General features: G+C 59.0%; 14 protein-coding genes. 5 read left to right on the top strand and 9 right to left on the bottom strand.

All coding sequences use genetic code 11. From position 1 onward, the window contains the following. The 5 genes from QRX40_RS00070 to QRX40_RS00050 form a co-directional block, all read right to left on the bottom strand. Positions 1-1,587 carry a YifB family Mg chelatase-like AAA ATPase gene (locus tag QRX40_RS00070; protein ID WP_313835448.1) on the bottom strand — a complete coding sequence of 529 codons (1,587 nt, stop codon included), beginning with the start codon at positions 1,585-1,587 and terminating at the stop codon, positions 1-3. Continuing rightward, positions 1,587-2,105: a YraN family protein gene (locus QRX40_RS00065; protein WP_313835447.1), complete on the bottom strand. Its 519-nt coding sequence runs from the start codon at positions 2,103-2,105 to the stop codon at positions 1,587-1,589. Before QRX40_RS00065 ends, QRX40_RS00070 begins: the two co-directional genes overlap by 1 nt. A gap of 805 nt (positions 2,106-2,910) precedes the next feature. After that, complete coding sequence (locus QRX40_RS00060; protein WP_313835446.1) at positions 2,911-3,906, bottom strand: DUF5692 family protein; 996 nt, start codon at positions 3,904-3,906, stop codon at positions 2,911-2,913. Between the two features lie 82 nt (positions 3,907-3,988). Next, positions 3,989-4,612, bottom strand: a complete 624-nt coding sequence (locus QRX40_RS00055) for a TetR/AcrR family transcriptional regulator (RefSeq protein WP_313835445.1) — start codon at positions 4,610-4,612, stop codon at positions 3,989-3,991. A 264-nt stretch (positions 4,613-4,876) separates the two neighbouring features. Beyond that, positions 4,877-5,767 (bottom strand): pyridoxamine kinase, encoded by an 891-nt coding sequence (locus QRX40_RS00050; RefSeq protein WP_313835444.1) that lies wholly within the window; start codon positions 5,765-5,767, stop codon positions 4,877-4,879. 266 nt (positions 5,768-6,033) lie between these two features. Between QRX40_RS00050 and QRX40_RS00045 the strand changes: the two genes are divergently transcribed. The 5 genes from QRX40_RS00045 to QRX40_RS00025 all read left to right on the top strand — a co-directional run bounded on the left by QRX40_RS00045 (position 6,034) and on the right by QRX40_RS00025 (position 15,116). Next, positions 6,034-7,353: an O-acetylhomoserine aminocarboxypropyltransferase/cysteine synthase family protein gene (locus QRX40_RS00045; protein WP_313836328.1), complete on the top strand. Its 1,320-nt coding sequence runs from the start codon at positions 6,034-6,036 to the stop codon at positions 7,351-7,353. Positions 7,354-7,545: 192 nt separating this feature from the next. Then, the gene (locus QRX40_RS00040) at positions 7,546-8,436 is read left to right on the top strand and encodes an ABC transporter ATP-binding protein (protein WP_313835443.1); all 891 of its coding nucleotides are present in this window, start codon (positions 7,546-7,548) and stop codon (positions 8,434-8,436) included. Between the two features lie 11 nt (positions 8,437-8,447). Further along, the gene (locus QRX40_RS00035) at positions 8,448-11,141 is read left to right on the top strand and encodes an FtsX-like permease family protein (protein WP_313835442.1); all 2,694 of its coding nucleotides are present in this window, start codon (positions 8,448-8,450) and stop codon (positions 11,139-11,141) included. Positions 11,142-11,545: 404 nt separating this feature from the next. After that, positions 11,546-12,430, top strand: a complete 885-nt coding sequence (locus QRX40_RS00030; RefSeq protein WP_232356190.1) for an ABC transporter ATP-binding protein — start codon at positions 11,546-11,548, stop codon at positions 12,428-12,430. A gap of 31 nt (positions 12,431-12,461) precedes the next feature. After that, positions 12,462-15,116 (top strand): ABC transporter permease, encoded by a 2,655-nt coding sequence (locus tag QRX40_RS00025; protein WP_313835441.1) that lies wholly within the window; start codon positions 12,462-12,464, stop codon positions 15,114-15,116. 19 nt (positions 15,117-15,135) lie between these two features. Here QRX40_RS00025 and QRX40_RS00020 read toward each other — a convergent pair whose 3' ends face one another. The 4 genes from QRX40_RS00020 to QRX40_RS00005 form a co-directional block, all read right to left on the bottom strand. Continuing rightward, positions 15,136-15,825: a response regulator transcription factor gene (locus QRX40_RS00020; RefSeq protein ID WP_313835440.1), complete on the bottom strand. Its 690-nt coding sequence runs from the start codon at positions 15,823-15,825 to the stop codon at positions 15,136-15,138. Positions 15,826-16,150: 325 nt separating this feature from the next. Beyond that, positions 16,151-18,859: a histidine kinase gene (locus QRX40_RS00015; RefSeq protein ID WP_313835438.1), complete on the bottom strand. Its 2,709-nt coding sequence runs from the start codon at positions 18,857-18,859 to the stop codon at positions 16,151-16,153. 697 nt (positions 18,860-19,556) lie between these two features. After that, positions 19,557-20,540 carry a ribokinase gene (locus tag QRX40_RS00010; protein WP_396184044.1) on the bottom strand — a complete coding sequence of 328 codons (984 nt, stop codon included), beginning with the start codon at positions 20,538-20,540 and terminating at the stop codon, positions 19,557-19,559. A gap of 54 nt (positions 20,541-20,594) precedes the next feature. Continuing rightward, on the bottom strand, positions 20,595-21,629 hold the full coding sequence (locus QRX40_RS00005; protein ID WP_313835437.1) for a LacI family DNA-binding transcriptional regulator: 1,035 nt from the start codon (positions 21,627-21,629) through the stop codon (positions 20,595-20,597). Between the last annotated feature and the right edge of the window lie 492 nt (positions 21,630-22,121).

The raw sequence follows: 22,121 nt of genomic DNA, 5'->3' as shown, positions 1-22,121 counted from the left end.
TCAGACGGCCCTTGTCCTGAGCAGGATGCCGGTGGTCACGTCGTCCGCACCCGGGCTGGTCCGCCCGTCCAGGTCTGCCAGAGTCCAAGCCAGGCGCATGGTCCTGTCGGCACCTCGCAGACTGATCCGTTGCCTGCGCAGAGCCTGATCCACGACCGAACGGGCCTTGGCTGATGTATTCCGGCGCAGCCATTCGCCGCTGATCTGGGCGTTGCAGGTCCAGCCTTCCTTGTGGAAACGCTCTTTTGCTGTCTGACGGGCGCGGGTCACACGCTGGCGGATCCGGGCGCTGTGCTGGCGTGGACGGTGGTCGCCGAATCCCGGATCGGTCACCGGGGGGACTGTGGTCTGGATGTCGATGCGGTCCATGATGGGTCCTGACAGCCTGTTCCAGTAGCGGAGGCGCTCGCGGGGCGTGCAGGTGCAGCGCTCACCAGTGCCGTATCCGTACCCGCAGGGGCAGGGATTGGCAGCCATGACCAGTTGGAAACGAGCCGGGAAGGTGGTGCTGCCCTTGGCGCGGGACAGGAAGATTCGCCCGATCTCCAGGGGCTCGCGCAGGGATTGGATCACCCTTGGGGAGAATTCCGGGGCTTCATCCATGAAGAGGACGCCGCGGTGGGCACGGGTGATGGCTCCAGGGGTGGCCAGTCCGGAACCGCCACCAACCATGGCCGCCATGGAGATCGTATGATGAGGAGCCTCGAAGGGCGGCACATCGGAGATCCCATACTGGCTCAGCGTGCCGCACAAAGATCGGATGGAGGCCACCTCCAGTTGTTGAACAGCATCCAGGGCGGGCATGATGCTGGGAAGCCGTGCAGCCAGCATGCTTTTGCCGGCTCCTGGAGGACCGACCATGAGCATGTGGTGACCGCCGGCTGCAGCCACCATCATGGCCCACTTGGTCTCCTCCTGGCCGATCACATCAGCCATGTCCGGCTTGGGCGGAGACGGGTCGGCATTGGCGGGTGAGTTGTCTTCATGGCCTGAGTTCCTGGGGTGCACACTCGCTATGGCGGTCGACTTGTCAGAGTCCCGGCGAGTGTCTGCTTCGGGGACGACAATCCTGCTTTGCCCACCCAAGGCCTGGATGAGCTGGCCCAGGTGGCGCAGTCCCACGACCTCGATATCGGGAACCAGACGGGCCTCATCAAGGTTGTCTGCAGGGACGAAAGCATGCGTGATTCCCTGAGCTCTGGCCTGAGTGAGAATGGGGAGCAGACCGTTGATGGGCAGAATAGTGCCGTCCAGGTTGAGTTCGCCCAGGATGACGGTATGGTCCAGGCCCTCCGCCGGCAGCGCTCCGCCGGCTTCCAGAACACTGGTCGCGATGGCCAGATCGTGTGAGGAGCCATGCTTGGGTTTTGAAGCAGGGGACATGTTGACGGTGACCCTGGTCTGCGGCCACCGGAATCCGCAGGCCGAGCAGGCGGATTTGACCCGTTCCCGCGACTCCGACAAGGAGGCATCCGGCAGACCGATGATGGAGAAGTAGGGCAGCCCTGGGGAGATGAAGGACTGCACGTGGATGAGAAAGGCCTTGAGGCCTATAAGTCCCACGGATTCGGCGGATCCGAGACGCATCAGAAGGCCTCCCTGGTGTGTCTGAGGAAGACCGATCCCGGATTCCAGCCGCCCCTGCCCGAACGGTTGGATCCCCTGACGGCCTCGGCGGATGCCTGACAGGAAGCCGGGGGATGGGAGCCCTCGGAATGCATGCTTCTGCCAGGGTCGGACTTGACTGACAGGCTGATGACATCAAAACGGGTGCCGCGATGCCGTGCGTTGGGATCTCGGTCGTGGCTGATCAGCCATTGGACAGCTGCTCGACGCAGATGGGTCTGTTTGCGCGGGCCGACTGCCTGTTCCGGGGACCCGAACCGACCGGTGCGTCTGGTCTTGACCTCTACGAAGACCAGAGTCGCCTCAGGATCCAGGGCGATAATGTCCAGCTCGCCGAATCTGCTTCTCCAATTCCGGGCCAGGATTCTCCAGTTTCGTTGTCTCAGCCACTGGCAGGCGTAGTCTTCGCCCAAACGTCCGAGCTCTCGGCTGCTTACGCCTTTGGCTCTGATCTGTCGCTCAACATCTGCCAGCTCCATGTCGCAAGATTCATGGCTGCTCGTAGCTGATGCGGTATTTCCATGTTGCATTATTTTCGCGTTGCTGGCCGAGCCTATGGAATCAGGCAGAGCGCTTATGGGCTGTGTGACCGATGGGTCTGCGAACATAGCGTCGGCATCGGTTCTGTCGTCCTTGTCGTTGAAGACTGTGCGGAGATTGGTTGGTCTAGTCAGTGCTTGTGTATCCATGTTTCTAGGAGACCACTGGAAGGAAGGCGGCGACTAGTAGAACCGGGCATGTGGTCGAATGAACCTGCGCACGCACGAAAGTGGATGAACGAGTGGATTGACCATGCAGACGCTGTACCTATTGCGCTTATCTCTGCATCAGGCAGAGGCGGCAGAGGCAAAAGAAGAAAAGCATTGAAAGAGAGTTGAAAACAGAGAAGGGGGAAAGTGAAAACCAAGGAAACAGAAACCATGGAAGCGGAGACTGGCAGCCCAAGAGAAGGAGATCAAGAGAGATGCGGGGCAACAGGCCAATAAAGGAGTCGGCTAACACGACAAGAAGAGCCTGTGATGGTCTTCGTTGCCGCCATGCACCCGGATGAGGGAAGCAGGGATTCAAGGAGACCAGGAGGTGCAACCGATGGTTTCTCGAGAAGCACCATCCGGTCTCCTATTCCTCAATTGCCTTATGGTCTATATGGCTGATTGGTCAGGTAGTGATTGGATTTCTGATCGACAAAGATGCTTGGTTTGAAGCGAGCTAGGTGGATGTGACGCAACCCCCGGGAAACCACGTCACCATCCATCTAGCGCCTAGTGGGCTGGTTAAGGGGGATCAGGCCGCGGTGACCACATTCATGTCGGCACGGGTGATGGCCTGGTCGAAGTCCTTGGTGCCCTTGAAGACCTCCTGGGTCCAGGGGTTGATGTGCTGACGGCGCGCACGGACCAGGATGTAGCCCAGTGCGAGCACGTTGGCGGCCAGGGAGAGGATGGAGACCGTCAGGTTGACCCCGGCCTTGTTGACCGACTGGGTTGAGAAGACCGAGTAGTCTTGGAACATGGGCAGTACCTGAGCGAACATGCACCAGATGGCCAGGGTGTTGGCCCGGTTCTGGATCCAGCCTCCTTTGTTCCAGAGGAAGTTGGCGAAGGTGGGTGCCAGGAGGAGGGCCAGGCCGCAGTACCAGGCATGGTTGGGCAGGCAGTTGTAGGTGTAGCAGAAGTTCCACAAGTCATAGGAGATGATGAAGACCCAGGTCATGTCGGGCCAGAGCATGTCGCGACGGTCCTTGGAGGCATAGATGCCGAAGATTCCGGTCATGCAGAAGATGTTGATCAGGCCCGCCACCCCATTGAAGATGTTGTGCCAACCGCCCATCAAGGTGATGCCCTCAGTGGACACCCAGGTTCCGCCCCATCCGCGCAAGGCGGATTCGAAGTCGGAGACCACAGCGATCAGGATGTTGATGGCGACGATGATGAAAGGGAAGCACTTGAACCAGTGGGACTTGCCGATCTTGCCCCATCCGTACTTGAGGGCCATGAAGCCGATGCATCCGGCGGTGGCGGCATAGAGCTTGGCATAGTGGAACCAGCTGGTCATATGGACGTAGGTCGGGTTATGCAGCGCCCAATCGGCCCCGAAGGCCGCCGATACGTAGATGGTCAGGAAGTATGCGGTCAGAGCAGCGGGAATGGCCAGGAAGCAGATGATGCCTCCTGTCTTGCTCCGCCTGGCGACCTCGTTGAGACCGATCAGGCATGCGAAGACAAGAATCCAGCCCAACCATTGGTAGGGGGCGTTGGCTCCGTAGACTTGGAACAACATGACGATGTCCTTTCTTCTTTTCTCTGTCAGGTGTTCATTGGTTTGGTTCTTGGCAGCGGATGTCGGGAAGGACGCCGTCGCCTTACAGGTAGGGCTCCAAGTGGAGCGTTTGGGCGGCCATGTGGATGAAAGTTTCGTCGCTGGTGTCCGGCTGCACCCTAAGGAGGGTGATGAACCCGGAAATCAGGACGATCAGCATTTCGCGCACATGGTCGATGGGCAATTGATCCTGGTGGTGCCTGGCGAAGTCCTGAACTGCTGTTTGGCAGAAGTAGTCGGCTATGGCTTTGGAGACCTGGTCCACGAATCGCGTGTAGAGCCCTCCGTTGCCGGAGTGAATCATCTGTTGTCGGAGCGGGCTGTTGTCGGCGATGATCGACCGGGCCACATGTACGACGGTCTCCAGTGCTCCCTTGACGTCGCCGGGTGTCCGCACCCTGTTCCATTCCTCCATCCGGGCCAGGACCTGGTTGACGGACTTGTCCACCATGGCTTGGGCCAGCGTCTCCTTGTCGGGGAAGTAGTGGTAGAAGAGGGATCTGGTCATTCCCACCTGCTTGGCGATGTCCTTGATGGTGATGTGGGAGAATCCCTTATTCCTGCAGATATCGATCACAGCCTGGACGATTTCGTCGCTTTTTCTGGACCTCTTGTGCGAGCGTCGCGGTGCGAAAGCTGACGCGTCTTCTGTAGCTGATGCCTGCATGGTTACTTCCCGTCCTTCCGGAGTTTGCCGACCCAGGAACTGAACTTTGACACTATGTCAACATTGACGACTCAAGTATAAAACCAACTTTGACAAAGTGTCAATTTCGTCTAGGCGCCTATCTGTAGGCAGCTACCATGTTTAACCTCATGTGGAGAGGAAGGGGATATGAGAAGACCCCGAAGCGGAGAATGCTCCGGGGTCCCATAGAGGCCTGTGGTCAGTTAATCTGTGATGCTATGACCTGAGGTACGGGTGACCGCCTTACCGAACCAATCCGGTCATCTGTCCCAGATCCAGCTCGAAGCTGACACCGCGCTGCTGATAGTCGGGCTGATTGCGTGTGTGCTGCATGGCTGAGCGGACGAATTCGCCGGCGATCCGGGCGGCATCGGCCAGGCCTCGTCCTGCAAAGAGCGCCCCGCAGAGGCTGGATGCAAAGGCGTCGCCGGTTCCGTGGATCATGAAGGGCAGCTTGTCGTGGACCAGCTCGGTGCGCTCGCTGACTCCGCCATGATCTGCCGAGGCCACGAAGTTGCGCAGCTTGCCGTCCTTCCGGTCGATGCCCTTGATGATGACGTTTTTCGCGCCCATGTCCAGCAGGCGGCCCAGACGCTGACCGACCTGGGCATCGTCAAGGTTTTGGCCTTCATAGTCGATGCCGGTCAGCAGGCTGACCTCGGTCAAGTTGGGCATGAGCAGGTCGGCCCCATCGACCAGATTGGTCACGGCCCGGCACATTTCCTCGGTGTAGGTGGGGTACATGGATCCGCCGTCGCCCATGACCGGGTCGACCAGCCGCAGGGCCTTGGGGTATTCCCGATACATGCGCTGAATGATGTCGACCTGCTCGGCGCTGCCCAGGAACCCGCTGTAGATCCCGTCCAGTTCGACGCCCTCCTTCTGCCAGGCATCCAGGTATCCCGGCAGCATCTCGGTGGTGTCATGGAAGGTGTAGTCCTTGAACATGGTATGCGCGCTGAACAGGGCTGTGGGCACCGGGCAAACGTCGCATCCGGCTGCCGAAAGGATGGGGATGGCGGCCGTCAGCGAGCACTTGCCATACCCGCACATGTCATGCACAGCGGCGACTCGGGGAATGTACTTGCTGTCGCGCTGGTAGAGCCTGTTCTGATCGTCCGTCTGTCCGGCCATCTTTGAACTCCTTCATGCCTGCTGAGGCTGTTCGCAGCGGAGCCTTCTCCGTCGCTTACTCGACTCTACAGCGGAGGGGTTAAACGGGCACCGCCGCGTGTGCAATGGCGAGATGAAAAAGGCCAGTTTTCAACCTTTTGGAAGCTGTTATAAAAAAGGACGATACCGAAAAGTCCCTTCTGGCTTGAACAGGTGGGCTTGTGCCGCTTATGGTCACATTCAAGAACATGGACGAGGACGCACGTCACCAACAGATAGGAATCGACATGACCGACCAGAACCCGCACAAGTACCATTTCGAGACGCTTCAGCTCCACGTGGGCCAGGAGCAGGCCGACCCCGCCACTGATTCCCGGGCCGTGCCCATCTACGCCACCACCAGCTACGTCTTCCACGACTTCGACCACGCCGAGGCCCGGTTTGCGCTGAAGGACCCGGGCAACATCTACGGCCGGCTGACCAACTCCACCCAGGGGGTCTTCGAGGACAGGATCGCCGCCCTGGAGAACGGCACCGCAGGCTTGGCCGTGGCCTCGGGAGCGGCAGCCGTGGAGTATGCCTTCCGGAACATCACCCAGACCGGGGACCATATTGTGTCCTCCAAGAACATCTACGGCGGCACCTTCAACCTCCTCAAGCACACCCTGCCCCGCGATGGTGTAGAGACCACCTTTGTGGACCCTTCGGACCCGTCCAACTTCGAATCGGCCATCCAGGAGAACACCAAGCTGGTCTTCTTCGAGACCTTCGGCAACCCCAACGCCGACCTGCCCGACTTCGAGGCCATCTCCAAGATCGCCCATGACCACAACCTGCCGGTGATCGTCGACAACACCTTCGCCACTCCTTACCTCTTCCGCCCGCTGGAGCACGGGGCTGACATCGTCGTGGAATCGGCCACCAAGTTCATCGGCGGCCATGGCACCACCCTGGGCGGGGTCGTCGTGGAAGGCGGCAAGTTCGACTGGGCGGCAGTGCCCGGCAAGTTCCCCACCCTGACCGAGCCTGACCCCAGCTACCACGGCCTGCGCTTCTACCAGGATCTGGGCGCTGCGGCCTTCGTCACCCGCATTCGCGCCATCCTCCTGCGCGACACCGGCGCCGTCATCTCGCCCTTTGCGGCCTTCCTCCTCCTGCAGGGGACCGAGACACTCTCGCTGAGGGTTGAGCGCCACGTCGAGAACGCCTTGAAGGTGGTGGATTACCTGCAGACCGTGCCGGAGGTGGAGTCGGTCAGCCACCCGGCCATCGAGGGCCGTCCCGACCACGAGCTCTACAAGCGCTACTTCCCCAACGGCGCTGGCTCCATCTTCACCTTCGATCTGAAGGGCGGCAAGGATGCGGCCAGGGTCTTCATCAACAACCTGCATCTCTTCTCCCTTCTGGCCAACGTGGCTGATGTGAAGTCGCTGGCCATCCACCCGGCATCGACCACCCACTCCCAGGAGACGCCGGAGGAGCTGGAGGATCAGGCCATCCATCCCGGTACCATCAGGCTCTCCATCGGCACAGAGAACATCGAGGACATTCTGGACGACCTCAAGGGTGCCTTCCAGTCATTGAAGGAGTCCGGACTGGCCAAGTAGCCGGCAATCACACTTCCTTCCTGGTCCCGTATACGCGTGATACATGACCGAGAAGGCGAAGAAGCAGAAGGTGCCTGTCGAAACCTCATTACGTTTCGATGGGCGCCTTTGCATATGCCTCCCCTTCCTTCTCCAGTGGCAGACAGCACCTGACCAGTGAGGCGGCAATATTGCGGTAGGTAAGATGGAGGCATGAAACATGGAGCAAAGACGAGGGCGTCTTCCGATCCGTCGTCCGGTGCGGGGAAACCGAGGCAAATAGCTCAGGTGGCCATCAAGGCCAAGGGACTGACCAAGGACTATGGCAGTGGGGAGAACCTGGTCCATGCCCTGCGGGGCGTTGATGTCGAATTCGAACAGGGCAGGTTCACGGTCATCATGGGTCCCTCCGGGTCGGGCAAGTCCACCCTCATGCATACCTTGGCCGGCTTGGACACCGTTACCTCCGGACACGTCTACCTGAACGGGACCGATGCCGCCGGTGTGAAGGGCAGGCGGGCCCGTCGTCAAGGAGGGCGGAGGGGAGTGGTGGACCTGACCAAGCTCAACGACAATCAGCTGACACTCTTGAGGCGCCAGAGTCTGGGCTTCATCTTCCAGAGTTTCAACCTCCTGCCCATGTTTACGGCCAAGCAGAACATCCTCATGCCTCTGATCCTGGATGGGGCCAAGCCAGACACAGCCTGGTTGGATGTTCTGGCCAAGACCCTGGGCCTGGAGGATAGGCTGAGCCACCGGCCCAGCGAGCTTTCGGGTGGTCAGCAGCAGCGTGTGGCCATCGCCAGGGCCCTCATCACCAAGCCTTCCATTGTCTTTGCAGACGAACCCACCGGAAACCTGGACACGGCCTCTTCGACCGAGGTGCTCAGCTTCCTTCGGGATTCGGTCCGCGAGCTGGGGCAGACCATCATCATGGTCACTCATGATGTCTTTGCGGCCTCATTTGCCGACCGGGCTTTGGTATTTGCGGATGGGCGGATCGTGGCAGACCAGGACAGACCAACTGTGGATTCCATGAACTCCCTGCTCTCCGAGGAAGTCATGGCCTCCGCAGCTACAGCTGGCTCAGCTGCTCATCGCTGAGGGGAATGCTCATGTGGTTCGTCGCCAGAAAAATGATGCGGCATGACCTGGGCATGATGGTTCCCGCGGGCATCGCCATTGTCGTCGGGACACTGTTTATTGCCATGACCTTCCTTTTCGGCAACACCATGGACGTTTCCATGCGGCGGATGGTCTCATCCGATGCTGCACAGGCCAACTACGCCATCATCCCCGCGGAGGGCAGCCATCCCGATCAGAAGAGAGTGAAGGACTTCAAAACCGAGGAGCTGGCAAAAGTCCCAGGAGTTCACGCAGTCAGATCAGACACCCAGCTCATGGCGGATGTCCGCGCCGGCAAAATCAAGAGCGAGGGTGTGATCGCCATTCCTATGGCGGATTCATCGCTGATGCCGGTCGGTCTTGCCAAGGGATACTGGCCCAGTGCCGACGACCAAGTGGTCCTACCCGGGCCGACTGTGTCCAGGCTCAGGCTCTCCCTGGGCGACAAGGTGAATCTGAACCTGTCGCCTAACATGCTGTATATTTCCGAGGACCATGGGTCGAAAAATCAGGCCAGTGCCGACCAGGTGGCGGGCAGGTTCATATCGAAGCCCCTGACCTTGTCGGGCGTCAGTTCGAACCGGGGCAACGAAGGCGGCGAGTTTGGCGAGTCGGGCGGTGCAATCGTGCTGACCCCCAAGACCATAGATGCCTTTATGGCTACAGCAGGCCTTGGCAACATGGGTAATCTGTATGCCCAAAATGCATACTTGAATGTTGCCGGGCAGGGCAGCGACCTCGATGGGACTCTGGCCTCTCTGCGCAAGCTCATGCCTTCGGGCTATTCCCTTGAGGACCGTCACACTATGGAGGACCGGCTGGTCAAGACCGCACTCGGCGGTTCCCAAAACCCCGTGACCACCTTCCTTCTGGTATTCGGCACGCTGGCCATGTTCGTGGCTGCCACCGTTATAGCCAACACTTTCCAGGTCATGGTCGCTCGGCAACGTCGCTACCTGGCCCTCCTGAGGATGATTGGCGCCAATAAGAGCCAGGTCAGGGCCAGCGTCCTGATGCGTTCCATTATCCTGGGCGCTGTAGCCTCCCTGATCGGGGTCGGCGCCGCCATCGGCATCATGGCCATTCTGGGTGTAGCCAAAGCTCATACGAGTTCCCTCTACTTCCAATTGAAGCTGACTCCGGCAGTCTTCCTGGTGCCTCTTGTTTTCGGCATCGTCGTTACGGTTTTGGCCTCCCTGGGCTCCTCATGGGCCGCCACCAGGGTCAGTCCTTTGGAGGCGCTGAGGCCTGCCGATCTTCTGGAGAACAAGCGGACGAGCAGGATGCGTCTGTTTGTCAGCGTGGTCATGATTCTGTTGGGCATCACCATGACGGTCTGGTCTCTATGGCAGGTCAGGCTCAGTGTCACGGCAGACAAGGCCAGCAAGGCATCCGGAGATGGGCCGAACATTGTTGCCGCGATGGCTGTCATCGGCATTGTTCTTGCCTTCCTAGGTATCCTTTTCAGTGCCAATCGTTGGATTCCTTTCATGCTCAAGGGAGTCGGGTCCCTGGTTTCGCGGATCGGGCCCTCGTCCACAATCGCCGTGGCTAACATTGCGCGGAATCATTCCCGTGTGGCGGCAACAGGTACCGCTCTTCTGATCGGCGTAACGCTGGTTGCCACCCTGACTACAGGCGCCGCCAGCGCCAAGCAGACCATGGCCGACATGATGGATGAGCACTACTCGGTCGATCTGCAGATCAGCGCCGATGGCCTGGATGCCAAGGCTCTGAACGCCATTCGACGGATCGACGGGGTCGCACAGGCCGAACTGGTGCCCCAGTATGCTGCCATGGTCAAATCAGGCGGCGAGAATGGTGCGGGGATGACTATTTTCGCCCTGGATTCAAACAAGATCGATCGCCTCCTGAATGCCAAGGTCGGCAAGGATCTTTCCGGACAGGATGCCCTTCTGCTTCCAGAAAGCCGCATGGACAAACAGAAGGATTTTCATGACGGAGGGAATCTGGGGCTCAATATTCTCAACCCGATTCAAGGCGACGCTCATGGGGGATCCGCATCGGTGGCTCAAAGACTTTTCGTGACCAGTGTCTATGCGCCCTTCCAGGGGATTGATGCCAGTAATTTCTATGGTCTGACTGACTCATCCTCGCTCAATGGCGTTCAGCCTCAGACCGTGCAGATCTGGGCCAAGGTCGATGGTTCACCAACAGTCTCAGCATTCATTGACAAGGTGAAAGACGCGCTTTCTGGTTATTCGGCTGTTTCCGTCAAGGGTGGTCTGGCTGAAAAACAGCAGTGGGATCGGACCATCGACAGCCTGTTCATGATCATCCTGGCTCTCTTGGCGGTTGCAGTGGCCATCGCCCTGATTGGCGTGGCCAACACGCTTTCCCTCTCGGTGCTGGAACGCCGGCGAGAGTCCGCCACCCTGCGGGCCATCGGGATGACCCGCAAGCAGATCAGACGGTCCCTGGCTGTGGAATCAGGGCTGATAGCCATGGGGTCGTCCTTGTCTGGCATGGTCCTGGGCCTGCTCTTCGGCTGGGTTGCAGCCTATGAGATCTTCTCCTCGTTGGGGACTGTGGCTTTCCCCATTCCCTGGTCCACTGGTCTGGTGATTCTGCTGGTGGCGCTCGTAGCCGCGATCTTGGCAAGCGTTCTGCCTGCAAGACGCGTCAACCGGACTCCGCCGGTCGTGGCTCTTGCAGAGGAATGACGGCAAGCCAACCTTCATTCTGGCATGCCTTGGTCGGCGCCGGGAATGAATGACTCATTCTGCCAGGTGATGTTTTCCTTGACCCTGCTTGGGTGTTCCTGTAGTCAATCACGGGAATCTAGGCAACTGTTTCAATCCCTTGGTCCTATGGTTGCATGTCTTGTGACTCGTGTCTTTTGTGTTGAGCAAGATGCTTGACATGATTTGCTTCATCTCCGCAAATGTCCATTCCCGCAGCCCCGCGTTGAGTTGGATGGTGTCAGCCTAACAGGAGGACTTCTTCAGCGCACTCATCCGTAAGGATGATTATCTTCATCGCTCCCAGGGAGCATATCGCGGCAGCTAATAGCCGCATAGGGTCGGAAGCTGACGGGAGAAAGGTTTCCTCGCGGATAAGGAGCACCATGCAGAACAAAGCGGATACTTCGTCTTCACAAGGGTTGATCGACAGAGCAGGTCCAGGCATCGTGGGTCAGCCGGCCGTCAGCGCCAGGCAGCTGACCAAGGATTATGGGCAAGGATCTAACGCCGTCCATGCCCTGCGCGGAATTGACGTGAATTTCGAGCGTGGCCGGTTCACCGCCATCATGGGTCCTTCAGGTTCGGGCAAGTCAACGCTCATGCACGTTCTGGCTGGTCTGGATACTGTCACCTCAGGCCATGTCTATATGGCCGCTGATCTTCTGCATTCGAAGAGCGGAGATCGTCACCATCCATCGATTGATCAGGCCGGCCGAGTCGACCTGACACGAATGGACGACCGTCAGCTGACCCTTATCAGGAGACGGCATCTGGGATTCATCTTCCAGAGCTTCAACCTATTGCCTATGTTCACTGCCAAACAGAACATCCTCATGCCGCTGGTACTGGACGATGTTCGGCCCGACACCTCATGGATGGAGCAGCTGGTAGAGACTCTGGGATTGTCGGAGAGGTTGGACCATCGGCCCAGCGAGCTCTCGGGTGGCCAGCAGCAGCGTGTGGCCATTGCCAGGGCCCTCATCACCAAGCCTTCAATCGTCTTTGCGGACGAGCCTACGGGAAACCTGGACACGGTTTCCTCGACCGAGGTGCTCAGCTTCCTTCGGGATTCGGTCCGCGAGCTGGGGCAGACCGTCATCATGGTCACTCATGATGCCTATGCCGCATCCTATGCCGACCGTGCGCTGGTCTTTGCAGACGGACAGATCGTTGCGGACCGACAGGATCCGACGGTGAAGGCCATGAATGACCTTCTGTCTGAACAAGTGTCGGCTGGCACTGCTGGCGATTCCCAGGTACGGGACTAGGGGGTGCACTGTGTGGCGGATAACCCGTACGATGATGAAGCGCGATGCACGTATGATGATGCCGGCTGGCCTGGCCATCGTGATCGGCGCCCTCTTTATGTGTCTGACGCTCCTTTTTGGCAACGTGGCGAATGCCTCCATGCGTCGTGAGATTAGCCTGGATGCCGGTCGAGCCAACTATGCTGTGACCTCCAGAAAGGATCAGGACAAGCCAATCCTGTTCGACAAGTTTGACAGCAAAGGACTGTCGAAATTGCAGGGGGTTCGTGGTCTGCGCCCTGATGTCAGCCTCATGATGGATATGGAAGCAAACGGTCAGTCCAGCAAGGGGATTCTTGCCATTGCGGGTGCCAGGCAGGAACTCATGCCTGTTGATCTGGACCGGGGGCAATGGCCGGATTCAGATGATCAGGTTGTGTTGCCGCATTCCGTTTCCGACAGGCTCCGTGTGGGTCTGGGCGATAAGGTGCGCCTTCATCTGTCCCCGATGATGCTGCCAGGTAGTGATAGCGATAGTGCTCAGGATTCTTCGAGTACAGAACGCCTTGTCGATCAGGGCACTGTGGACTTGACCGTCTCAGGCATCAGCGCGAGCCGTGGCGGACAGTACGACGACTTCGGCGGAGCTGTGGTGCTGACGGGTTCTCGGATTGATCGCCTGCTGACTATGGCGGGAATGGTTGGACCTGAGTCTCCCTCTGTGGAAAACATCTATCTGCTGGTTGACGGCCAAGGCAAGGAACTCCAAAACACTCTGCAAAACATCAGTCGATACGTTCCCGATGGATACCGGGTGGAGGACCGTGGTGCCATGGAGGACAGACTGCTCAGTGAGCAGACGGGCAATGGTGTGGACTTCATGACCGTCTTCCTCATGACTTTCGGTGTGCTGGCCATGGTGGTTGCTGCCTTGGTGATTGCCAACACCTTCCAGATCATGGTGGCCCGACAGCGCAGGTATCTGGCCCTGCTGAGGATTATTGGTGCTGATCGACGGCAAATCAGGGTAAGTGTGCTGCAACAGGCTTTGCTCCTTGGCGTCATATCGTCCTTTATTGGCATCCTGCTGGCCATGGGATTGATGGGCCTTGCCGGTTGCTTTGGTTTGCATTCGGGCACAATGAAGCTTGAACTCTTGCTTACCCCTGCTGCCCTCCTGGTTCCGTTTGCGCTCGGTGTTTTGGCAACCTTGGTGGCTGCCTTTGGGTCTACTCGTACGGCTATCAGGGTCAGACCGCTTGAAGCCCTGCAGCCAGTGGATCATCAGGACCCAGGCAGCAGGAAGCGGGCCGGTTTACGAATCAGTATCCTGCTGGCTGCCGTTGGTCTGGCATTGGTGATCTGGTCCTCTTGGCGCGTCACCGAGCTAGTCAGGACAAACTCTGGCAATACAGTCCAGGCCAGTAATCAGCAGGAACTCTTGCTAGGTCTCGCGGTATTGGGTGTTTTGCTGATTTTTCTGGGTGCGTTGATAGGGGCTCGTCGATGGATTCCGGCTCTGCTGCGTTGCCTGGGTAGACTTGTGTCCAAGATTGGACCATCTTGCAGGGTCGGAGTGGCGAATATCGCTCGAAATCCCTCACGAGTCGCTGCCACAGGTGTTGCTCTGCTGATTGGCGTAACTCTGGTCTCCACTTTGGCTACGGGTGCGGTAACCGCTAAACGTACTTTGTTCAAGGATATTGATCAGCGTTATTCCGTGGATATTGAAATATCTGGTCAGGGGCTGAACAAGAGAAATGTGCGGGCCATTGAGCGTGTCGAAGGTGTTGCAGATGCAGAGCTGGTGCAGCGATTTAATGCTAAGGTCGAGTCAGGAGGCCCCTCACAAGCTTCCATGACTGTCTATGCCTTGGATGCTTCACGGATCAGGCGAGTGCTTCATGCCGATCTGGGTCCAGGTATGCAAAGGTCGGATGCGCTACTGGTGTCGACCAGAACGATTTCCAAGCATTCCGGTTACCGGGATGGAAGTCAGCTGAAGTTGTCGATAGCTGATCCTCAGGCGGACGACGAACGTGAAAAGGAGGCAGATGCAAGAAGAACATTGACCGGGGTCTTCGCCGGATTCGGAGGGCTGGATAACAGTGGCGTCTATGCAATCACGGACTCCCGGAATGTCGCTGGGATTGACACCAAGACGCATGAAATCTGGATTAGGACGCAGGGAGATCGCGATGCTGCACTGCTCTTGGATGACATACGTCAGGCTGTAGGAGAGCATGACGACATGGCTATGAGCGGAGGGCTGACGCAAAAGAGGCGATGGGGCGAAACAATCGATACCTTGTTGGCGATCATGGTGGCACTGCTGGGCGTTGCTGTGATTATCGCACTGATAGGGGTTTCCAACACTTTGATGATGTCGGTGCTGGAACGCCGTCGTGAGACTGCCACGCTCAGGGCAATCGGCATGAGCAGCGTCCAGGTTCGTCGATCCTTGGGAGTCGAGGCCTGCATGATAGCCCTGGGAGCCAGTCTGGCTGGAATCGTTCTAGGAACGCTCTTCGGATGGATAGGAGCCTACCAGGTCTTTGTGCCCTTAGGATCCGTGACCTTCACCGTGCCATGGTCGACTTTTGCGCTGATACTGCCAGTGGCCTTGCTGGCTGCGGTGGCAGCCAGTGTGCTGCCAGCCAGGGAGGCAGTCAAGGTTTCACCCATTGAGGCTCTTAGTGACGATTGATGCTGCATGACGTCCAGGTTCATACCAGATGGTTTTCGTAAGCGAAGACCACCGCCTGGACGCGGTCCCGGGCATTGATCTTCTTGAGAATGTGAGTGACATGGGTTTTCACCGTGGGCAGTGAGATCCCCAGATTGTCGGCTATCTCCTGGTTGCTCAGACCTTGGGCTATGTGAATCAGGACCTGCAGCTCGCGATCAGTGAGCAGGTCCACTTCGGGATCGCGGTAGGTCGATCCCGATGGCATGGACCCGGCCGCAGGCACGTCATGGGCCATGTGTTCGATCAGGCGTTTTGTAGCCGAAGGAGCGATGATCGCATTGCCCCGGTGAACTGTACGGATGGAGGACAGGAGGGTTTCAGGCTCGGTATCCTTGAGCAGAAATCCTGATGCACCGGCTTTTATGGCAGCCATGACGTATTCGTCAAGATCAAAGGTGGTCAGCACAATGACCCTGGGCTCCGGACGGTCGGGTGACAAAGCAGTGATCAGGCGGGTGGCTGTCAAACCATCCATGCCGCGCATGCGGACATCCATGAGGATCACGTCAGGACGCAGGCGTGAGGCCAGATCCACTGCTTGCTCGCCGTCCGCGCCTTGGCCAACCACGGTCATGTCATCCTGGGAGCCGATGACCATGGCAAAACCGGCTCGGACCAGATCCTGGTCGTCCACGACGGCAACGCTGATGGGTTCGGTCCGTTCCATGAGAGCCTGCTTCTTTCCGCTAGATGATGGCCAGCGCCACCATCCGATTTTATCTGAGTTGAGTGTTGCTGGGAATTATGACTGGGAATTACGACCGGTTTCAATTTCTAATCAATGTAATCGCTGCCTGGTTGATTGTTGACTGAGTAAATGTTGACTGAAATGTTGACTGAACAACTGTCGTCGGAGCGACTGTTAAATAGTGGAGTGGCGCTCGTCAGCTATCGTTGCCTGTAGTGGGCTAATCTTCGGGTGTATGACTTATAGAGTGCTCATTTTTCTGTATGTTCGTCTTAGGAGGTGCTCCTCATCAGGAACGCCTATGTCAGGAGTTCGATTGCTCTGATTGGTCCGATTGGGCATGCTCTGGCTCCTTATCCTGTTGTGATTGTTGCGAATGGTTGTCGAGCTGATCATCGAGATCTACTGGCAGGGGTTTGGCTGGATGAAGAGCCGGCAAAGGTATGGTCTTGTGTGTGGGTTCGACCATCTGGTTCCTGCATGAATCGAGGCTCGTGTCTTGGGAATCGGCGGTGTCAATGTTTGAACGCAAATCGGTTCTGGAACTGTGACGCAGGATAGTGAGCAGTTGTCGCATGCGAGCTAGGGCCTGGCGTCCTTGAGTTGCAATGTCGCCGAAGGCTTGCGCTACCTGCTCTGGGGAAGGGTTCACCCCCTTGACTTGATAATGGTTCAACTCGGAGATGGCTTTGGTAGTGGATGCAATGACTGTATTCAGGGTTGCAGCCACTTCTACCTGCATGGTAGAGCCAATGAGTTCGCGCTCTTGATTGGCTGCCAGAGCCTGGCTTTCCTGCAGGGTCTGGTTTAGCGCGCGCTCGCGTTCCTGCTGGAGAAGCAGGACCGAACCACGAGTGCGTCGGCGTGAGGCAATCAGAATGGTCAGCAGGCAGATCAAGGCCGGTGTGGCCATCACTATAAAAAGCGCTAAATGGGATGCAGAAAAAGAGGCTTCTGCCGGTCCTTCTGTCATGTAAGACAGAATGGCGGGACGCCCTTGGTTATTGGCTGCACATCTGACAGCCCACAAAACCATATCCGTGATGACCGCGAACGGAACCCAGCGCCTGGTGGAGTTTTTACCGTAAACCATTGCTGAATAGACGGCAATTGGGGACAAGACTGCAGCTTCCGGCAGCCAGGGCGAGAAGAGCAGTAGCAGGGCGGCGACAGCAGCCACTATGGCGGCGCAAATGCCTGGACGGACCCTGCGCACAATCAGAGGCAAAGCGATAGCTAGTGTGGCAATGATTCTTGCTGGCCGGCCTGGATCATATTGGGGAGTGACAGGTGCTATGGCAAGAGCTGGGCCTGGATTTTCTACCAATACGACTCCGATTACCAGACCCAGGTCGGCCGTCAATGGATGGCGTTGGAACCAAACGAAGAGCGTGGAGACAATAGAACGCAAGGACCATTGCATTTGTCGGTTGGCATGTATTCCTGCTTCAGGGTCGGGTTTTGGCGCAGAAGCAAAAGGAATCCGCGCCTGGAGGTGGTAACCGCCTTCTGGCTTGGGATCAGCTTGAAGGCTGCCTCCCAGGGAAGTCAGTCGTTCGCGCATTCCCAAAAGGCCGAAACCTGAATGCTCAGGTCGGTCCATCTGCGGCGGAGAATCTGAATTGGTAGTGGCATGATTGAGCGGGTGGTCGTCAATGGTGAGGCACAGACCGTCTGTGAGCCACTGTTCTTCAATCAGCACATTCGAAGCAGGAGCGGCATGCTTGCGAACATTGGTCAAGGCTTCTTGAAGGACCCGATAAGCTGTTATGGCGCGGCTTCGATCCAACTTTTCTGGGTGGGGTCGGCCTTCGAGGCGTAGGTTGAATTGAGATTCTGGCTGAGCAAGTTGGGCGGCATCTATCAAGTTTGTCCATGATCCGTAGCTGGTCGGCGGATTGTCTGAAGAGGTGGCGACCGAGGGCCAAATACACGCATCGTCGGCCGTATCAACGTTGGCCTTGGCAGTATTAGCAGCTGAAGTCTCTTTGCTTGTGTGAAGATAGTCGCTGGCTTGACTTGGCTGAGTGCGATCCGTACCGGCTGGATCCGGATCATGAGCGTTCGCGGATTGACGAGGGGAATTCGTTTGGGCAGTTGCTTGAGATTGGTCAAGGATATGGATGTCGGCAGGATCCGTTGGTGGTGGGGAAGACGGGAGCTGGCCGGAAGGAGAATCCGATGTTTTTTGGCTGGTTGCGGCCGCTGGGTTGGTCGGTGATTTGAGTTTGCCGAAGAGAGAGCTCAGCTCGCGTAGGGCTCGACGGCTCTCTTGATCGATGGTGCGCATGGTCTTGAGGGCAAGGCTCGTATTGGCAGTGGCTGCGTATCTGCCGGCATCGGCCTGCACGATGACGATGGACAGTGTGTGGGCGACGACATCGTGCATGTCACGCGCTATGCGGGCCCGCTCAGCACTGGCGGACAGGGCGGCGCTCTGTTCTGCCTGCAGGGCCAGGGCGTGATTGCGTTGACGAGCCTCGTCAAGGGCATCTCGCCTGGTCCGCGTCCAGTAGGCTGTGACGATGGCTACGAGCAGTAAAAGCCCTTCGATCAGAAAATTCGATAGGAAGGTGGTCGCCAGTTCTCTGAATGAGATCGGCCACATTGAGGTGCGATCCGGCTGTGCTCTGCCCGGAGGCAGAAACCCCAAATCGACCAATGTGAAGATAAGGCAGGATAAGGGCGTCATGACCCAGGCCAAGGTCAGGTAGAGTCGACGCAAGGATGGGCGTCCATAGAGCAGACATGAATAGACCATAACCAGGCAGACTGCATCGGCGGGCATGATGGCTGGCCCCAACAAAAGCTGAGCCAGAGCCACAGCAGCGAAGAGCCAGGCTGCCAGGTCGGGGAATCGACGACGGATAACGACAGGAGCTATGAGCAGGACCGTCCACATCAGGATTAGGTTTTCCTGCAAGGGGATCAGGGCCCCATCTTTGAGATTGGCGGTGGAGCTACTCGATAGAAGCAACAGAAGGATGGCGAAGAGAGCGTCAGTCAGCAGCATTCGATTATTGGACCTGGTGATTGGTCGCTGCGCTGTTCGACTGACTGTGCTCATGGAATCAACACTATTCGGGGGCGGAGGGAGGTGCCATCAGTCCGAAGGATGATGTGGTCAAATGTGGGCCCAGGCTGTCCGAAAGTGGATAAGTCGGAGCAGCCGCGATCGGGAGTGGATGCTGAATGGCGAGTCGGAGGATGGCGAGTTGGAAGATAGTGAGCCGGAAGATGGCGGCTTTGCAGATGGCGATTGCCGTTTATCGGTCTGGCCGCTTTGGCTTTGGAGGCCTAGTACCGTTCCTTGCCGTGGTGCTGTACATGCATTCTTACGTACATGCATTCTTACATGGAATGGCTTTCTGCATAGCATGCACGGCCGAGACGTATGCGTACCCCAATGCACGTCCCAACCCTTGGAGGGCTTTAACTGGCAACAAGCTCGGATTCCGTGCTTGGATTCAGCAGGCAGTAAGAGCAGATCGCAGACTTGCGCTCAGTCGGCAATGGGTATGGGTTCCATATGGATTCCACATTTGTGCTCAACCGGCAACCGGCAACCGGCAATTGGCAACCGGCAACAAGTATGCACCCCCATATTCATCCATTCAGCCTGTATTCCACAGATACCAGTCAGGCCGACGAATCGTCGTGCATTCCGCAACGGTTCGTCGGCCTGGCAACGCAGGGGAGGGCACCCAGCCTCAGGAGAAACGCAGCCGAATCTGCTCGGCCGTGCCGTAGGAGGCCTGCGCCCCCTGCCCGGTGGCAGCGTAGGCGGAGACATAGGAGGCCAGCTGGGCGGCCTGCACCAGGGTCATGTCGGAGGCCAGGCCGGCCAGCACGGTGCCCATGAAGGCGTCCCCGCAGCCGGTGGTGTCCACGGCGTCCACATGCACGGCGTGAATCCGGTAGGTCCGGCCCTGGTCCAGCACCATGGACCCCTCGCCGCCCAGGGTGACGATGGCCCGGTGGAAGCCGAAGTCCTGCATGGTCTGGTTGATCCGGTCCCAGTCGGCCCCCAGCCAGTCGCCGTCCTCGGGCTCGTCGATGCCCAGCAGTTGGGCCATCTCATGCTCGTTGACCAGGATCAGGTCGGAGTTGGCGATCAGGTCGGCGGGCAGGTCGGCGCGGAAGGGGGAGTCGTTGAGCAGCACGGTCATGCCGGCCTCGTGACCCATGCGCGCGACCTCGGTGACCGTCTCGATGGGGCTCTCCAGGCACAGGCCCAGCACCTTGGCCGAGGTCAGGGCCTGGCGGGAGCGGTGGGCGTAGTCCACATCCACCTTGCCATTGGAGCCGGGGGAGTAGACGATGGTGTTCTCGCCGCGCGCATCCACGGTGATGACTGTAGTTCCGCTGGCTCCCGGCACGGTCATCACATGGGAGACGTCCACCCCGGCGTTGCCCAGCTGCCCCAGCAGGAAGTCGGCGTTGGAGTCGGATCCCACGGCCCCGAAGAGCCGGACCTGGGCGCCGATGCGGGCCGCGGTCGCCGCCTGGTTGGCCGACTTGCCCCCGGGCAGCACCTGCAGGGGACCGCCGTTGATGGTCTCGCCGGGCTTGGGCAGCCGGTCGGTGTTGACGGTGTAGTCCGCATTCATGGACCCGACCACCGAGATGGATCCCGTGATGGCATCCAGTCCCTTGAGCACCTGGTCGGGTGCCGCCGCCATATCTTGAATCATGTTTCTCCGTTCCTTGATGAGCTTGTCCGCCTTGATGATCACGCTGTGACAGGTTCAGGGATCCTGGCCGGTGTGCGCGGGCGGGCGACCCACCGAAGCGCAGTGGCGGTAGCTGGTCTGCAGCCGGACCGACCGCACGGGCGAGCCCGCCATCAGAGCCAGGAGCATGTCCACGCAGCGGGTCCCCATGGTGTCGATCTGCTGGGAGATGGTCGACACTGCCGGGGTCAGGATGCGGAAGACGGGCAGGTCGTCGAAGGTGACCATGGACAGGTCCTCGCCGATGCCGATTCCTCGGGACTGGGCCGTTTTGATGGCGCGTATGGCATCCAGGGAGGATCCGAAGAGCACGCCGGTGATGCCCTGCCGGGCCCAGAGGTCGATCATGTCGGGGTCGAAGGTGCCGGGCTCTACCTGGTCGGCCAGGGGGTCGTCCATGCCCTCGATGCCTGCCAGCAGGTTCCGGTAGACGTTCAGGCGTTCGCGGAAGGTGGCCGATTCCTTGAGGGGCCCGGGCACCAGGGTGATGCGCCGGTGGCCCTGGGCGTGCAGATCCTCAAGGGCCTGCCTCAGGCCGGGCTCGGGGTCGGCGTCCACGCAGGGGATGGCCCGCCCGTCGCGTCCGGCGGCACCCTCGGCGGCACGGTCCACGCAGACCAGGGGCAGTCCGCGTCTGGTCAGCTCCTCCAGGGTGTGCGAGGAACGCGGCCCGGGCACGATGATGGCTCCGTCGATGTGCTGGCCCAGCAGGTTGCGCACCTGGGCCCGGTCCTCGCCGGGGTCGCCCTGGGTGGAGGTGCAGATCAGGGTCTGGAAGCCGTGGTTGAGCAGCTGGCCCTGGATCAGATAGGCCAGATCCGCGAAGTAGGAGTTGCGGATGTCGGGGATGAGCAGGCCGATGGTGCGCGAGTGGGCGGAGTGCATGGACCGGGCCCGGGAGTCCGGCACATAGTGCAGGTCGTGGATGACCTGGTTGATGCGCTGTCGTGTGGCGGGGGAGATGCGCCCGGAGTCGTTGAGGGCTCGGGAGACCGTCGATACGGAGACTCCGGCCCGTTGGGCCACATCCCTGATCGTCGCGTACGCCATCATGGCCTTTCGTCGAAGTGGTCGGCCGCCGGACCGGACTGCCGACCTTGGCGGTTGCCTGACCGCCGCCATGGGCAGGCGAACGGTTCTGACAGCCTTCAGTTATATCAGTGCGGTAACGATACCGCAACTTTCACAGCATGGCCCGTCGAGGCTTGGCTTTGAATGAAGTTGAACGAGGCTGAATGTTCGGGGATGAAGCTGCTGTTTGCGCGATTATGCTGGGATAGGGAGATGAACAGCGGCCGGGCCGACTAGAGGCTGTTGAGCCTCCTGGCCGGCCTGGCCGTGTTTCCCTCTCTCCCAGGTAGGGGCGGGGGCGTGCATGCCTGCCCTCGGCTTCCGCCTGCGGAAGTGTGGTGGGGGCGCGGGAGGGAAGTGTCGGCTCTCTTGGGGTTGAGCCTTGATTGACACGTTTCCTCCCTGCTCCCCCTAGGTGGGCCGGGGGCGGGGGGATTGATACGCCGCCCGGCCGCTCTTACTCGTGCGAAG

It is taken from the genome of Bifidobacterium sp. H6bp9, assembly GCF_032193695.1.
Taxonomy (GTDB): Bacteria; Actinomycetota; Actinomycetes; order Actinomycetales; family Bifidobacteriaceae; genus Bombiscardovia; species Bombiscardovia kimbladii.
The sequence above is the reverse complement of the archived record's forward strand: the minus strand, read 5'-3'. Positions and strand labels throughout refer to the sequence as shown.

What these genes read in the sequence shown, in the direction of transcription:
- QRX40_RS00070 (WP_313835448.1), bottom strand. Translation starts at nt 1,587, where the DNA reads ATGCGTCTCGGATCCGCCGAATCCGTGGGACTTATAGGCCTCAAGGCC.
- QRX40_RS00065 (WP_313835447.1), bottom strand. Translation starts at nt 2,105, where the DNA reads ATGGAGCTGGCAGATGTTGAGCGACAGATCAGAGCCAAAGGCGTAAGC.
- QRX40_RS00060 (WP_313835446.1), bottom strand. Translation starts at nt 3,906, where the DNA reads ATGTTGTTCCAAGTCTACGGAGCCAACGCCCCCTACCAATGGTTGGGC.
- QRX40_RS00055 (WP_313835445.1), bottom strand. Translation starts at nt 4,612, where the DNA reads ATGCAGGCATCAGCTACAGAAGACGCGTCAGCTTTCGCACCGCGACGC.
- QRX40_RS00050 (WP_313835444.1), bottom strand. Translation starts at nt 5,767, where the DNA reads ATGGCCGGACAGACGGACGATCAGAACAGGCTCTACCAGCGCGACAGC.
- QRX40_RS00045 (WP_313836328.1), top strand. Translation starts at nt 6,034, where the DNA reads ATGACCGACCAGAACCCGCACAAGTACCATTTCGAGACGCTTCAGCTC.
- QRX40_RS00040 (WP_313835443.1), top strand. Translation starts at nt 7,546, where the DNA reads ATGAAACATGGAGCAAAGACGAGGGCGTCTTCCGATCCGTCGTCCGGT.
- QRX40_RS00035 (WP_313835442.1), top strand. Translation starts at nt 8,448, where the DNA reads ATGTGGTTCGTCGCCAGAAAAATGATGCGGCATGACCTGGGCATGATG.
- QRX40_RS00030 (WP_232356190.1), top strand. Translation starts at nt 11,546, where the DNA reads ATGCAGAACAAAGCGGATACTTCGTCTTCACAAGGGTTGATCGACAGA.
- QRX40_RS00025 (WP_313835441.1), top strand. Translation starts at nt 12,462, where the DNA reads ATGATGAAGCGCGATGCACGTATGATGATGCCGGCTGGCCTGGCCATC.
- QRX40_RS00020 (WP_313835440.1), bottom strand. Translation starts at nt 15,825, where the DNA reads ATGGAACGGACCGAACCCATCAGCGTTGCCGTCGTGGACGACCAGGAT.
- QRX40_RS00015 (WP_313835438.1), bottom strand. Translation starts at nt 18,859, where the DNA reads ATGCTGCTGACTGACGCTCTCTTCGCCATCCTTCTGTTGCTTCTATCG.
- QRX40_RS00010 (WP_396184044.1), bottom strand. Translation starts at nt 20,540, where the DNA reads ATGATTCAAGATATGGCGGCGGCACCCGACCAGGTGCTCAAGGGACTG.
- QRX40_RS00005 (WP_313835437.1), bottom strand. Translation starts at nt 21,629, where the DNA reads ATGGCGTACGCGACGATCAGGGATGTGGCCCAACGGGCCGGAGTCTCC.